We start from the raw sequence: 13548 nt of genomic DNA, 5'->3' as shown, positions 1-13548 counted from the left end.
CGTAGCGTGAAGCAATGACCCACCCCGACACCGGTCGTGCCACCACCCTCGGCCAGCTGCGCGCCTCCGGCCACGTCCACCGCAGCGTCAAGAGCGAGATCCGCGAGAACCTCCTGGCCCGGCTGCGCGCCGGCGAGGACGCGTTCCCCGGGATGGTCGGCTTCGAGGAGACCGTCCTGCCCGAGCTCGAGACGGCCCTGCTCGCGGGCCACGACCTCGTGCTGCTCGGCGAGCGCGGCCAGGGCAAGACCCGTCTCATGCGCACCCTGTCCGGGCTGCTCGACGAGTGGAGCCCCGTCGTCGAGGGCTGCGAGATCGGCGACGACCCGCACGCACCGTCGTGCACGCGCTGCCGTCGCCTCGCCGCTGAGCTCGGCGACGACCTGCCCGTCGCGTGGCGCCACCGCAGCGAGCGCTACACCGAGAAGCTCGCGACGCCCGACACGAGCGTCGGCGACCTCGTCGGCGACGTCGACCCCGTCAAGGTCGCGCAGGGCCGCACGCTCGGCGACCCCGAGACGGTGCACTACGGCCTCGTCCCGCGCAGCAACCGCGGCATCTTCGGCCTCAACGAGCTGCCCGACCTCGCCGAGCGCATCCAGGTCGCCCTCTTCAACGTGCTCGAGGAGCGCGACATCCAGATCCGCGGCTACTCGCTGCGCCTGCCGCTCGACATCCTGCTCGTCGCGACGGCCAACCCCGAGGACTACACGAACCGCGGCCGCATCATCACGCCGCTCAAGGACCGCTTCGGTGCCGAGATCCGTACGCACTACCCGCCCGAGGTCAGCGACGAGGTCGCCCTCATCGCTCAGGAGTCCGCGCTCGTCGCCGACGTGCCCGAGCACCTCCTCGAGGTCGTGGCGCGCTTCACGCGCGGGCTGCGTGAGTCGGCGGCCGTCGACCAGCGCTCCGGTGTGTCCGCGCGGTTCGCCATCGCGGGGGCCGAGGGCGTGGCCGGCTCCGCGCTCCGCCGGGCCGCCCGCTCCGGGGAGGCGTATGCCGTCGCGCGGGTCTGCGACGTCCCCACCGTCGTGCCCACCCTCCTCGGCAAGGTCGAGTTCGAGATGGGCGAGGAGGGTCGCGAGCGCGACGTGCTGACGCACCTGCTGCGCCTCGCCGTCGCCGAGACGTACCGCTCGCGCCTGTCGGGCCTCGACCTCACCGGCTTCACGAACCTCTTCGCCGAGGGCGCCGTCGTCGAGACCGGCGAGCTCGTGCCGGGGGCCGACCTGCTCGCCCAGGTGGGTCCGGTGCCGGGCCTGTCCAAGGTGCTCGACCGGCTCGGGCACGGCGACGATGCGACGCCCGGGCAGGTCGCTGCCGCAGTGGAGTTCGTGCTGGAGGGTCTGCACCTGACGCGTCGCATCGACAAGGACTCCGTCGCCGGCCGCACCGTCTACGGGGCCTAGGTCGTGCCGATGACGCCACGCGACGGGGGTGAGCAGCACGGGCGGTTCCGCTACGCGCCGTGGTCGGGTGGGCCCGACCCGCTCGCGCCGCCCTTCGACGTGCGCTCGGTCCTCGACGAGGTCGGGCAGGACGTCCTGTCCGGCGGGTCGCTGCGGGAGGCGCTGCGGGAGCTGATGCGCCGCGGGATGGACGGGCGTCGCGGGCTCGACGACCTCGCCGAGCGCGTCCGCCGCCTGCGGGAGGCCGCGCGTCGCCGGGGTGACCTCGGCGGCACCCTCGACCAGGTGCGCGCCATGCTCGACCAGGCGCTCGCCGAGGAGCGCGACGCCCTCGCCGGCGAGGACGGCGACGACGCCCGGCTCGCCGAGATGGACCTCGCGACGATCCCCGACGACGTGGCCGGGGCGGTGCGGGCGCTCGGCGACTACGCGTGGCACTCGCCGAAGGCGCGCGAGACGTACGAGCAGATCCAGCAGATGCTCCAGCGCGAGGTCGTCGGGGCGCAGTTCGAGGGCCTCAAGCAGGCGCTCTCGGGCAACGACCCGCAGGCCCAGCAGGCGATGCAGGCCGTCAAGGACATGCTCGCCGACCTCAACCGGCTGCTCGCCGCCCACGCTCGCGGCGAGGACACCGAGGACCAGTTCCGCGACTTCATGGACAAGCACGGCGACCTCTTCCCGGAGCAGCCCGAGAACGTCGACGAGCTCATCGACGCCCTCGCCCGGCGCCAGGCCGCGGCTGACCGGCTCATGGCGTCGCTGACCCCCGAGCAGCGCGAGCAGCTCGGTCAGCTCATGTCCGACGCCCTCGGCGACCCGGACCTCGCGTCGCAGATGGCGCAGCTCTCCGACAACCTCCGTGCCCTCCGGCCCGGGCTCGACCGGCGCAGCCCGGTGCAGCCGGGCCAGGGTGGCGAGCCGATGGGCTACGGCGACGCCGTCGGGGCGGTCGCGGAGCTCGCCGACCTCGAGCAGCTCGGCGAGCAGCTCGGTCAGGGCTACTTCGGCGCGACTCTCGACGACGTCGACGTCGAGCGGCTCGAGCAGTACCTCGGCGCCGACGCCGCCCGCGACATGGAGGCGCTGCGCCAGCTCGAGCGTGAGCTCGAACGCCAGGGCTACGTCTCCCGCGGCGACGACGGGCTGCGCCTCACCCCACGCGCCGTCCGGCGCCTCGGCGAGACTGCGCTCAAGCGGGTCTTCGAGCGGGTCGAGGCCGGGGGTCGCGGTGACCACGACGACCGCGCAGCCGGCCAGGCGGACGAGCCGACCGGGCTGACCCGGCAGTGGGAGTTCGGCGATGAGCTGCCCATAGACACGGTCCGCACCGTCTCGAACGCCTTGCAGCGCAACGCGGCCCAGCGGAGTACGGCGTCGGGCGGCGGGGTCGAGCTGCTCGTCGAGGACTTCGAGGTGGCCGAGACGGAGCGGCGCTCGGTGGCGGCGGTCGCGCTGTGCGTCGACATGTCCTTCTCGATGATGCAGGAGGGCCGGTGGGGGCCGATGAAGCAGACGGCGCTCGCGCTCTCGCACCTCGTGCAGACCCGCTTCCGGCACGACGCGCTGCAGATCATCGGCTTCAACCTCGCCGCCCGCACGCTGACCCCGACCGAGCTCACCGAGGCCGAGCCCGAGTGGGTGCAGGGCACGAACCTCCAGCACGCGCTCATGCTCGCGTCGCGGCACCTGCGCCGGCACCCGGACGCCGAGCCGGTCGTCCTCGTCGTCACCGACGGTGAGCCGACCGCGCACATCGAGGTCGACGGGCGGCCCATCTTCCACTGGCCGACGACGCAGGAGACGGTGCGCGCGACGGTGGCGCAGGTCGACGAGCTGCGCCGGTCGGGCGCGCAGCTCAACATCTTCATGCTCGGCGACGACCCGGGCCTGGCTCGCTTCGTCGACGCCGTGGCGCGGCGGGCCGGTGGGCGCGTCTTCACGCCCGACATTGCGCGGCTCGGTGAGTACGTCGTCGCCGACTACCTGCGCACCCGACGAGGCCGCCGCTGAGCACCGGAATGGACTGACGGACAAGGACGTCCGAGAGGGAGGGCACCATGGGCAGGGTCGTGTCATCGGCATCGATGTCGCTGGACGGGTTCGTCGCCGGACCGAACGACGAGGTCGGACCGCTCTTCGACTGGTACGAGGCGGGGGACGTGCCGTGGGAGTCGGCGGACGGTGATACCTTCCAGCTGACGCAGTCCGACGCCGACTACTGGCGTGCCTGGGTCGGCAGGCTCGGGGCGCTCGTCGTCGGTCGCCGCCTCTTCGACATCACCGACGGGTGGAAGGGCACGCACCCGCTCGGCGTCCCGGTCGTCGTGCTGACCCACGAGCCCCCGGACGGGTGGGGCTACCCCGGAGGCACCGTCGAGTTCGTGACGGGCGGCGTCCACGACGCGGTCGCCCGGGCACGGGAGCTGGCCGGCGACGCTGACGTGGGTGTCGCCGCCGGCGAGATCGCGAGCCAGTGCCTGGCCGAGGGGCTGCTCGACGAGGTGGCGGTCGACCTCGTGCCGTGCTTCCTCGGGGTGGGGCGGCCGTACTTCACCGAGGCCGCCGGCCAGGTCGTGCTCGGCGACCCGACGACCGTCGTCGAGGGCGATCGCGTGACGCACCTCGTCTACCCCGTGGAGCGCCGCTGACGCCGTAAACCGGTCGCTCGCCCGTGCCGCCGACTGTCATGGTGGCGCCATGGGGCGAGCACACGACGCGCGGCTGGACCGCATCGAGGCGTACTACGACTGCGTCCCGCGCGCCGTCGCGAGCGTCGAGCAGGTCGGGCCCTTCACGCTCTTCGTCGCCGAGGAGGGCACGGGGTGGCAGTTCTACGCGCGGCCCCGGCTGGGTGGGCGGGGCGTCTTCACCGCCGATGACGTATGCCGTGTGCTCGAGTCCCAGCGCGAGCTCGACGTGCCGCGGGCGGTCGAGTGGGTCGACGAGGTGACGCCGTCGCTGCTGCCCGCCGTGCGTGAGGCCGGCTACGAGCCGCACCGCTACCCGCTGCTCGTCATGCCGTCGGACGTCGCGGTGTCTCCCGATCCGCGGGCGCGGACCCTGCACCCCGCCGAGCCGCACCTGTCGCTGGCGATGGGCGCGGTGTCGGCGGGTTTCGCGGGGTGCGACGAGGTGGAGCCGAAGGACCCGGGCAAGCGTCCCGAGCTCATGGAGCGCGGCGATCTCCTCGTCGTCGCCTCGTTCGAGGGCAACCGTCTCTGCGGCGCCGGGTCGGCCGCGCCGCGCGGCGACGTCGCCGAGCTCATGGGCATCGCCGTGCCCCCGGGCCACCGGGGTCGCGGTCACGGCACGGCGATCACGAGCACCCTGGTCGCCGCGTGCCGCGAACAGGGCGTCGAGGTCGTCTTCCTGTCGGCCGGGTCCGATGCGGCCGCCGACATCTACCGCCGCATCGGCTTCGTCGACGTCGGGACCGCCTGCATCCTCGAGCTCGACGACTGAAGGACGAAACCGTCACCGGGAAAGCCCTGCGTCAGTGCCCCGCTGGGTGGGGCAGTGACGTAGCGGGCGTCGTGAGGTCGGTTGGAGCCCTGCGTCAGTGCCCCGCTGGGTGGGGCAGTGACGTAGCGGGCGTCGTGAGGTCGGTTGGAGCCCTGCGTCAGTGCCCCGCTGGGTGGGGCAGTGACGTAGCGCGCGTCGTGAGGTCGGGGGGAGGCGTACGTCACTTCTCCCTTGAGTGGACCATCGGGCGAGCATGCCGAGTGGGTCGAGATGGCTCACGTCGACGAGCGCGCGAGGACGTCAGACCTTGGCGGGGCGGAAGCCGGCGGCCTCGGCGTCGCCCATCGTCGCGAAGCACTGCTCCGGCTTCGTCACGTTGTAGTACCGGTCGTCCGGCTCGTGGGCGATCATCGAGTCCTCGTTGCCCTTGACCGGACGCGCCTGCGGGCAGGGGTACCGGTCACCCGCCACCGGCCACGAGCTGGTGAACCCGCTGCCACCCGTGCCGCCGGACGTGCCGGCACCGGGGTCGGCGCACGCGGCCCTGGGGCTCGCGGCGTCGGCCCGGACGTAGGCCGCCTCACGGGTGTGGGAGCCGTAGCCGTCGCGCGAGTCGTAGCGGGCGACGGCATACCCCTGCTTGATGAGGCGCAGGCCGGCGTCGACACCGTTCACGTCGACGTAGCGCAGCGCCCGGCCGTAGCGGTCGACGTCGTCCCGGGCGCCGGCGGTCAGCGTGACGCGCTGGCCGCCGATGATGCCCCGCAGCGCGTTGCGGGCCTCGGTGAAGCCGCACTGACCCGTCTCGGGAGTGTCGATGCCGATGAAGCGGACCTTGCGGGAGACCCCCGCGCGCGAGACCCAGATCGTGTCGCCGTCGACGACCTTCGTGACGGTCCACAGGGCAGCCGCGGCCTTGGCCTTCGCGTCGGTCGCAGCCTTCGCCCGCGCGGCCTTCTCGGCCGCGGCCTTCGCCGCCGCAGCCCTCGCAGCGGCGACCTTGGCGTCGGCAGCCGTCTTCGCGGCAGCTGCCTGGTCGGCGGCGGCCTTGGCGGCCACGGCCTTGGCAGCCACGGCCTTCGCCTCTGCCGCCCGGCGGGTGGCGTCGGCGTCGGTCGTCTCGACGACGGGCTCCGGGGTGCGCGTCACGGTCACGACGGGCGCAGTCCCCGCGCGGACGAGCGCGGTCTCGTCCGCGCCCCGTGCAGCGTTGCCGCCGACCGCGGCGAGCGCGACGAGGGCGGCGAGCGTGACGAGTCCCTTGGTCCTGCGGCTGCGCATCGTGCTCCCTGATCCCCTGGTGATCGGCTCACCGTAGGTGATCGCCACCGCCCTGTCCGGCGAATGGGCCATGGTCGCGCAGGCCGCCGTGGGTCACACTGGCAAGGAACGGCGCACCAGCCACGAAACGCCACGAGGGGGACCGATGAGCGAGCCGGAGACCACGCCCGACGCGAAGGCCACGAGCGCACCGACGACCGTGGACGCATACGTCCAGGGCTTCCCCGACGGGCCCCGGCAGGTGCTCGAGCAGGTGGCCGCGGCGCTGCGCCGGGCGGTGCCCGGCGGCGAGGAGAAGATCCGCTACGGCATGCCGGCGATCATGTTCGCCGACCGCTACGGCATCCACTTCGCGGGATGGAAGAAGCACGTCGGGCTCTACCCGATCGGCGAGCTGGAGCCCGACCTCGAGGCGGAGGTGGCGCCGCACCGGGCCAAGAAGGACACGGTGCAGTTCTTCTACAAGGACCCCGTGCCCTACGACCTCATCGAGCGGGTCGCACGGGCGCTCGCGGCCCGACACTCGGGGTGAGCCGTGAGCGCCGACCTCAGTCGGTCACGGTGACGCCGCGCCAGAAGGCGACGCGGTCCCGGATCTGCGCGGCCGCGCTCTTGGGCGTCGGGTAGAACCACGCCGCGTCGCGGTTGGTGTCGCCGTCGACGGCGAGGGAGAAGTACGACGCCTCGCCCTTCCACGGGCACGTCGTGTGCGTGCTGCTGTCGACGAGCACGCTGTCGTCGACGGACTCGCGGGGGAAGTAGTGGTTGCCCTCGACGACGACGGTGTCGTCGCTCTCGGCGATGACCTTGCCGTTCCAGATCGCACGCACGCTGTGCTCCTCATCGTTCGGGTCCCGGGGTGGGGACGTCCTCACCGACAACTCCCGAGCGGGTCGAATCCTTCCGAACGTTGGACAGCCTCAGGTGCGGCGGGCCAGGAGGAAGGCCTGCGGCGTCTTCTCGTAGTCCTGCGGGACCCGCTCCGTGCGGACCGTGACGCGGAAGCCGGCGTCGGCCAGCTGCGCGGTGACGGCGTCCGGGTCGTGCCGGTGCGCCTCGAAGGTGACCTCGTGGCCGTAGGCCTGCTCGTGCCGCACCGTGAAGCCGCCCGCCTGGAAGGCGAGCAGCAGCAGCCCGTTCGGCCGGATGACGCGGTGCAGCTCGGCGAAGACCTCGGGCAGCAGCGTGGCAGGTGTGTGGATGATCGAGTACCACGCCACGACGCCGGTGACCGAGGCGTCGGCGAGGTCGAGCGCGGCGAGCGACCCGACCGTGAAGTCGAGGTGCGTATGCCGTCTGCGCGCCTCCGCGACCATGCCCGGTGAGAGGTCGACGCCGCTGACGTCGAGCCCCAGCGTCGCGAGGTGGCCGGTGATGCGGCCCGGCCCGCAGCCGACGTCGACGACCGGGCCGCCGCCGTCCAGGCCGACGAGCTCGGCGAAGTGCCCGAGCAGCGCCCGGTCGAGCGGGCTGCGCGCGAGCTCCCCCTCGAGGAGGCTCGCGTAGTCGACCGCGACCGTGTCGTAGGCCGCCCGCGTCTGCGTGACATGGACGGGCTCGGTGACATGGACGGGCTCGGTGACATGGAATGGCTCGGTCGCACCGGGGTCGGTCGCCCTCACACCTCTGCCTCGAGGAGACCGAGGGTGTGGGCGACGACAGCGTTCGCGTGGCCGTGCCCGAGGCCGTGCTCGGTCTTGAGCCACGTGACGAGCTCGAGGTGCCTGACCGTGCCGGCGGCGTGCTGCTCACGGACGAGGCCGATCCAGTGGTCGATCGGCTGTCCGTAGTTCTTCTCGATCGACGGGAAGTAGGACGCCGGGCCCTTGACCGGGACTGCGGCGCCGGTGGCGGGGCTGATGGGCTGCGTGGTCATGGCTCCTCCTGAGGTGGTCGTCATGCCACCACGTCGAACGGCGCGACCGGGTCTCGACACTCCGGTGGCAGTCGACCCCCCAGGGACGGCTACGCGGTCCGGGCCGAGGCGAGGTCGGCGACGGCGGCCTCACCGGGTGCCGCGACCGGCACGCTGCGGCCGTGCGCCGCGTGGCGGGCGAAGTCGGCCACGACCTGGGCCGCCTTGCGCCGCGACGGCATGAACCGGAGGAAGAAGGTCAGCCGCAGCACCCACGCGACCCAGCCGGTGAAGGGGATGCCGTAGAGCTCGGAGATCGAGCGACCCACGCCGAAGGAGGCCGCCTGGCCGAGCCCGCGGTACGCGAACGGCCGGGCCGGGCGACCGCGCAGCCTCCGCGCCACGGTGCGGCCGACGTGCTCGCCGCCCTTGATCGCCCACAGCGCGTTGGCGGGGACGGGCTCGCCGCTCGTCGGGTGGACGACGCACGCGGCGTCACCGGCCGCCCAGACGCCGTCGACGACGGAGAGGTCGGGTCGGGTCACGAGCCGACCGCGCGGGTCTCGGTGCGCGTCGAGTCCCGGGACGTGCACCGGCCGCTGGCCGATGGTCGCGATGACGGTGCTCGCCGGGAGGCTCGTCCCGTCGGAGAGGTATGCGTGGTCCTCGGTCACCGACGCGAGGCGCACTCCCAGCCGGACCCGGACCCCGAGCCGGCGCAGCTCCTGCTCGGCGCGCCGGGCCAGGCGCGGCTGGTCGTCGCGCAGCTCGGGCAGGATCGCGTCGCCGGAGTGGACGAGCTCGACGCGGATGCGCGCACCACCGAGGTCGGCGACGGCCGCGGCCATCTCGACCCCGGCCATCCCGCCTCCGGCGACGACGACCGTGTGGCGGCGGAGGCCGCGGTGCGCCGCTGCCTCGCGCACGCGGTCGGTGAGGACGGCGATGTCACCGGGCGCTCGCAGCGTGAAGCCGTGCTCAGCGAGGCCCGGCACGGTGGCCGCGGGCTCGCGGCCGCCCGTGCCGACGACGAGGGCGTCGTAGTCGAGGACCCGCTCGGAGCCTCCGCCGTGCTGCGGGTCGGAGTGCCGATGCGGCTCGTCGTCGGCGAGCACGTAGCGCACGACGCGGCGCTCGGCGTCGACGGCGGTGGCGCGGCCGAGGACGACGTGGGCGTGCGGCATCGCCTCGGCGAGCGGCGTGCGGGTGCGGTCGTAGGGGAGCAGGCCGGCCAGCACCTCGCCGGTGAAGCCGTGGAAGCTGTGTGCGTCGTCGGTGCTGATGACGACGACCTGGACGTCGCCACGGCGGACCGCGCGGCCGACGTGGCGCATGAGGCCGGCATACGCGTGGAGGGTGACGTAGCCGCCGCCGAGGAGCACGACGCGGTGCTGGGCGCGGTGGCCGCCGCGGACGAGCGTCGTCATGACGCCATCCCCAAGGCTCCGGTGCTCCCGGCGCGGCTGACGGCGCGGCTGACGGCGACGGCGCTGCCGACGGTGACGGGGCGGCCGAAGCTCGTCGGCTCCGCGGCCCGGAAGCCGAGGTGGGCGAGGTCGGCGGCCATGCCCCGGGTCCGGTCGACGAGCTCGAGCGTCGGGACGCCGATCGAGAAGTGGCCCCGGTGGCCGGTGAGGGCGAGCAGGGCGGTCTCGGCGAAGCACGCGTAGGAGCGGCCGTCGGGCAGACCGATGTTGCCGCCGACGAGGCGCAGGCTCGGGATGTCGACGACCCCGCCGTCGACGACGAGCACGTCGGGCCTCTCGTCGACGAGCGTCGGCGAGGTGTTGCGCGGCTGGGTCGCGTCGAGCACGACCGCGCCGGGCGCGAGGTGCCGAGCCTCGAGGAGCGCGTCGGCGGACGCGGTGAGCAGGATGACGAGGTCGGCGGTCGCGACGGCGTCCATCGTCGTGGCGGTCGTCGTCGGGACCTGGTGGCCGACCTCAGCGGCGAGTGCGTCGAGGCGACCGGTCGACCGGGCGACGAGGGTGAGTCGGGCGGCGGCACGGTCGCGGGCGAGCAGCCGCGTGACGGCGGCACCGACGCTGCCCGTGGCCCCGACGATCGCGACGTGCGGGTCGGACGCGTGGTCGACGGCGTCGCGCAGGAGGCGGCGCGCCTGGTCGTCGACGATCGCGGCGGTGAAGGCGTTGCCGTTCGTCACCCCGATGTCGGTGCGGGTGCGGAGCGAGACCCCGCCCGCGGTCACCGTGGCGGTCAGGGCGCCGAGCCCCACGACGTCGCAGCCGAGGGTCCGGGCCTTGTCGACCGCACGGTGAACGCGGGCCCGGCCTTCGCTGGGGGAGGTGAGCAGGTGGCGTGCCCCGAAGGGCACGAGCACGACGTGGCCGACCGGCGCACCGCCGATGTGGATGCCGGCCATGGAGATCGGGCGCAGCGGGAGGCGGCGCAGGGCGGTGTCGTAGACGGGGTCCGGCACGCGGCCGAGCGGCGACCAGACGCGGGCGAGGTCCTCGCCGAGGCGGGCCCGCGGGTGGACGGTGAAGGCGAACGTGCTGCTCACGAGGTGCTCCTGAGGGGTCTGCGTATGCCGTGTGGCGGGGCTGCCGCCGTCACGAGTAGCGGGCCGGCGCGGTTGCAGGAGAGGAGGAGCGGGCGGAAGGGGTGATACGTCGAGGAGCGCGCTGGACGGCATACGCCCTCGGATCTGGGTACGCGTGCCTAGGCTGCGGTCATGGCGACATCACGCACGGGGAAGTGGTCGATCGCGTCGCGGAACTCGTTCCTGTCGATCGGGTCGACGGGGTCGGTGCTCTCCATCGGGAGCGTCGGGTCGGTGCTGTCGGTCGGCAGCGTCGGCTCGTTCGCGTCGTTCCTGTCGATCGGGTCGTCGATGAGCGCGTTGTCGCTGCTGTCGAACATGTCACGGCTGTCGGTGCTCTCGCACCAGAGCGACGGGTCGATCCTGTCGGCGCAGTCGAAGCGGGCCGTGCGCGGCTACCGGGTCAACGGCTCGCTGGGGCGGCGGCGTCCGTAGGGCGGTAGACGAGCCAGAGGGCTCCGCTCGGCGTCGGGGTCGCGCTGACGAGGGTGAGGCGCTGGAGGTCGGTGGCGCGCTCGAACAGGCGACGGCCCTCCGGGTCGACGACCGGCGCGACGGCGAGGTGAAGCTCGTCGACGAGACCCTCGGCGAGGAGCGACTGGGCGAGCTCGATGCTGCCGTGGACGCCGATGTCCTTGCCGGGCAAGGCCTTGAGGTCACGGACGATGTCGGCGAGCGGACCCGAGACGGGTTCGGCATCGCCCCACTGCGTCGTGAGCGGGGTGGAGGTCACGACGTGCTTGGTGACGCCGTTGATGAAGTCGGCGAAGGGCTGGACGTCGGACGTCGGCCAGTAGCGCGACCACTCGTCGTACATGTGGCGCCCGAGGAGCACGGCGTCCTGCTGCGCGATGAGTGCGCTCTCGCGGTCGACGAGCTCGTCGTCGAAGGTCGGCGGCTGCGGCAGGTCGGGGTCGACGTCGGGCGGGAAGAGCCGGGTCGGGTCGTCGACGGAGCCGTCGAGCGAGGTGATGGTGTAGACGACGATCCGGCGCACGGCGGTCTCCTGGTGGTCGGGTCTAGGGAGCGGCCGGGCCGCTGAGGGTGAGGCCGAGCCATGCGGCGAGGTCGGCGACCTCGCGGTCGACGGCGGTCCGGATGGCCTTGGTGAACCGGACGTCCTCGTGGATCGCGTTGACGACGAGCGTGCCGGCCTTGCGGTCGGCCTGGGCGTCGAGCTTCCCGACGAGCCGGTCGTGGTGGAGGATCGGCAGCGCGAAGTAGCCCCAGCGGCGTTGGTCCTTCGGCTTGTACATCTCGAGGATGTACTCGAAGCCCCAGAGCTGCTCGGCGCGGACGCGGTCGTGCACGAGCCGGTCGAACGGGCTGAGCAGCGCCGTGCGCCCCGTGAAGGTCTCCGGGACGTCGAGGTATGCGGGGTCGACGCGCCACGTGCCGGGCACCCCCTCGACCTCGGCGGGCTCACCGGCGTCGCCGACGTAGTTGCCCTCGCCGGGCATGACGGTGCCCGTGGCGCGGGCGATGCCGAGGGAGGCGAGACGACGCTCGTTGCGGTGGGCGATGGCCTCGTCGAGGCTGAGCGCGGGCAGGTCGGGCGGGTAGACGCGCTCGGGGAGGTCGAAGTAGCGCTGGCGGCCCTTGCGGCCGGCGATGGCGACCTCGCCCCGGAGGGCGAGGGCCTCGAGCATCTTGGTGATGTTGCGGTTGTTGGTCCAGCCGGTCGAGGGCCACGGGACGACGCTCGTGTCGGGGATGTCGCGCGACAGCAGCGGGCCGTCGGCCTCGAGCGTGGCGAGGATGTCGCGGCGGAAGGAGTCGTTGGCCTCGAGCCAGGTGGCCATGAAGGGATAGGGCTCGGCCTCGCGCACCTCCGCGATCACGGCCGGGATGTCCGTGGGGCTGCGGACGTAGGCGACGGTCTCGACGAGGGTGCGGTCGTGCTCGATGGCCCTCGTCAGGTCGGCGGGGTCGTAGGTGCGGCCGAGCCGGCTCCACAGGACGAGGTCGGCGCTCGGTGCGATGGCCGCCGTGGGGTCGATCTGCAGGAAGGTCAGGCGCTCGACGGTCCGGACGAGGTCGGTCGGGCGCGGCGTGTCGAGCAGCTGCGCGTGCACCGCGATGCGACGTGCCTGGTCGACTGTGAGCTGGTGGACCGCCATGCCGCAGACGCTAGCCGAGCGCGGGGACACGGCGGCCGAAGCGCGGCCAGGCATTGCGGGCAGCGCTGGTGCTCACGTGGTGGGTGAGCTCGCCGACCAGCCGGTGAGGTCGACGACCCGCAGGACGAGGACGCGCTCGAAGGGCCGGTCGCGGTCGCGGTACTGCGGGTAGCGGTCCCTGAGCAGCGCGGCGAGCCCGGCCTCGCGCTCGGGCAGCGGCTCAGCCACCCACTCGAGCGAGGCCCGAACCCACCAGAGCCTCGACCAGTCGTCGCGGTCCCACTGCTCGACGAGCAGCGTTGCGCGCGAGTCGGCCTCGAGGTTGTGCTGCCGCTGCAGACGCGACGACGACTTCGGCTTGACGCGGTCGACGGGCATCCCGACGAAGCCGTCATCATCGACCGCGAAGACGCACGGCACCGCGTCGACCCCGCGCGTCGCGTGGAGGGTGCAGAGGACGCCGTGGTCGCGGGCGACGAGCCGGCGCAGCGCCTCGTCGCGGGCGAGTCTCATCGAGCACCTCCAGCCGTCCACCGAGGAGTCGGGGTCGTGGCCACCCAGCGTAGGTGGCCAGAGGCGACGCGGACGTCGCTCACGGCATACGCCTCGCCGGGGACCGGCTGCGGAGGCCACTACTGTGGCGGCATGGCTGGTCAGGTGCAGGCGCCCTTCTGGGCCAAGGTCATCGCGACGTTCACCGGGTGCGCGTCGATCGGGGCGCTCGCCGGTCTCATGGGCGGCGCGCTCACGAACGACGTCGGCCGCGGGCTCGTCGTCGGCATCGTCGCCGGCCTGCTCGTCGCGCTGGCGCTCGTCGTGCTCAAGCCCGACCGCATCCGCGGCGAGTAGCGCCCG

16 protein-coding genes are annotated in these 13548 nt (G+C 73.3%); 7 read left to right on the top strand and 9 right to left on the bottom strand.

Annotation, left to right across the window (positions count from 1 at the left end):
• Positions 1-14: 14 nt before the first annotated feature.
• The 4 genes from ACSSS0_RS10180 to ACSSS0_RS10165 are packed head-to-tail and all read left to right on the top strand — an operon-like array spanning position 15 to position 4874.
• Positions 15-1412, top strand: a complete 1398-nt coding sequence (locus ACSSS0_RS10180; protein ID WP_487231055.1) for a sigma 54-interacting transcriptional regulator — start codon at positions 15-17, stop codon at positions 1410-1412.
• Between the two features lie 9 nt (positions 1413-1421).
• A complete protein-coding gene (locus ACSSS0_RS10175) occupies positions 1422-3422 on the top strand; it encodes a vWA domain-containing protein (protein WP_487231054.1) in 2001 nt (666 codons plus the stop codon).
• Between the two features lie 47 nt (positions 3423-3469).
• Positions 3470-4060, top strand: coding sequence for a dihydrofolate reductase family protein (locus ACSSS0_RS10170; protein WP_487231053.1), 591 nt, complete (start codon positions 3470-3472; stop codon positions 4058-4060).
• Positions 4061-4109: 49 nt separating this feature from the next.
• A complete protein-coding gene (locus ACSSS0_RS10165) occupies positions 4110-4874 on the top strand; it encodes a GNAT family N-acetyltransferase (RefSeq protein ID WP_487231052.1) in 765 nt (254 codons plus the stop codon).
• A gap of 300 nt (positions 4875-5174) precedes the next feature.
• Here the strand turns inward: ACSSS0_RS10165 and ACSSS0_RS10160 are convergent, their stop codons facing one another.
• Positions 5175-6155, bottom strand: a complete 981-nt coding sequence (locus ACSSS0_RS10160) for a thermonuclease family protein (protein ID WP_487231051.1) — start codon at positions 6153-6155, stop codon at positions 5175-5177.
• A gap of 145 nt (positions 6156-6300) precedes the next feature.
• Between ACSSS0_RS10160 and ACSSS0_RS10155 the strand changes: the two genes are divergently transcribed.
• Positions 6301-6687: an iron chaperone gene (locus ACSSS0_RS10155; RefSeq protein ID WP_435984106.1), complete on the top strand. Its 387-nt coding sequence runs from the start codon at positions 6301-6303 to the stop codon at positions 6685-6687.
• A gap of 16 nt (positions 6688-6703) precedes the next feature.
• On the opposite strand, the gene ACSSS0_RS10150 is transcribed toward ACSSS0_RS10155, so the two are convergent.
• The 5 genes from ACSSS0_RS10150 to ACSSS0_RS10130 form a co-directional block, all read right to left on the bottom strand.
• Positions 6704-6985: a DUF427 domain-containing protein gene (locus ACSSS0_RS10150; protein ID WP_487231050.1), complete on the bottom strand. Its 282-nt coding sequence runs from the start codon at positions 6983-6985 to the stop codon at positions 6704-6706.
• A 90-nt stretch (positions 6986-7075) separates the two neighbouring features.
• Positions 7076-7777: a class I SAM-dependent DNA methyltransferase gene (locus tag ACSSS0_RS10145; protein WP_487231049.1), complete on the bottom strand. Its 702-nt coding sequence runs from the start codon at positions 7775-7777 to the stop codon at positions 7076-7078.
• Entirely contained in the window at positions 7774-8031 is a 258-nt protein-coding gene (locus ACSSS0_RS10140) for a DUF4287 domain-containing protein (RefSeq protein WP_487231048.1), read from the bottom strand. Before ACSSS0_RS10140 ends, ACSSS0_RS10145 begins: the two co-directional genes overlap by 4 nt.
• A gap of 89 nt (positions 8032-8120) precedes the next feature.
• Positions 8121-9437 (bottom strand): NAD(P)/FAD-dependent oxidoreductase, encoded by a 1317-nt coding sequence (locus tag ACSSS0_RS10135; RefSeq protein ID WP_487231047.1) that lies wholly within the window; start codon positions 9435-9437, stop codon positions 8121-8123.
• Positions 9434-10534, bottom strand: coding sequence for a saccharopine dehydrogenase NADP-binding domain-containing protein (locus ACSSS0_RS10130; protein ID WP_487231046.1), 1101 nt, complete (start codon positions 10532-10534; stop codon positions 9434-9436). The genes ACSSS0_RS10135 and ACSSS0_RS10130 overlap by 4 nt, the downstream gene beginning before the upstream one ends.
• A 171-nt stretch (positions 10535-10705) precedes the next feature.
• Between ACSSS0_RS10130 and ACSSS0_RS10125 the strand changes: the two genes are divergently transcribed.
• On the top strand, positions 10706-11008 hold the full coding sequence (locus tag ACSSS0_RS10125) for a hypothetical protein (RefSeq protein ID WP_487231045.1): 303 nt from the start codon (positions 10706-10708) through the stop codon (positions 11006-11008).
• On the opposite strand, the gene ACSSS0_RS10120 is transcribed toward ACSSS0_RS10125, so the two are convergent.
• The 3 genes from ACSSS0_RS10120 to ACSSS0_RS10110 all read right to left on the bottom strand — a co-directional run bounded on the left by ACSSS0_RS10120 (position 10977) and on the right by ACSSS0_RS10110 (position 13206).
• Positions 10977-11570 (bottom strand): dihydrofolate reductase family protein, encoded by a 594-nt coding sequence (locus ACSSS0_RS10120; protein WP_487231044.1) that lies wholly within the window; start codon positions 11568-11570, stop codon positions 10977-10979. The genes ACSSS0_RS10125 and ACSSS0_RS10120 overlap by 32 nt on opposite strands.
• A 22-nt stretch (positions 11571-11592) precedes the next feature.
• Entirely contained in the window at positions 11593-12693 is a 1101-nt protein-coding gene (locus ACSSS0_RS10115) for a DNA glycosylase AlkZ-like family protein (RefSeq protein WP_487231043.1), read from the bottom strand.
• Between the two features lie 72 nt (positions 12694-12765).
• Complete coding sequence (locus tag ACSSS0_RS10110) at positions 12766-13206, bottom strand: PNPOx family protein (protein ID WP_487231042.1); 441 nt, start codon at positions 13204-13206, stop codon at positions 12766-12768.
• A 132-nt stretch (positions 13207-13338) separates the two neighbouring features.
• Here ACSSS0_RS10110 and ACSSS0_RS10105 point away from each other — a divergent pair, with 132 nt between their 5' ends.
• A complete protein-coding gene (locus ACSSS0_RS10105; protein ID WP_435984118.1) occupies positions 13339-13542 on the top strand; it encodes a hypothetical protein in 204 nt (67 codons plus the stop codon).
• Positions 13543-13548 lie beyond the last annotated feature (6 nt).

It is taken from the genome of Terrabacter sp. R4-6, from assembly GCF_057529065.1.
Note: the sequence above shows the minus strand (reverse complement) of the source record. Positions and strands in the feature narration are given on the sequence as shown.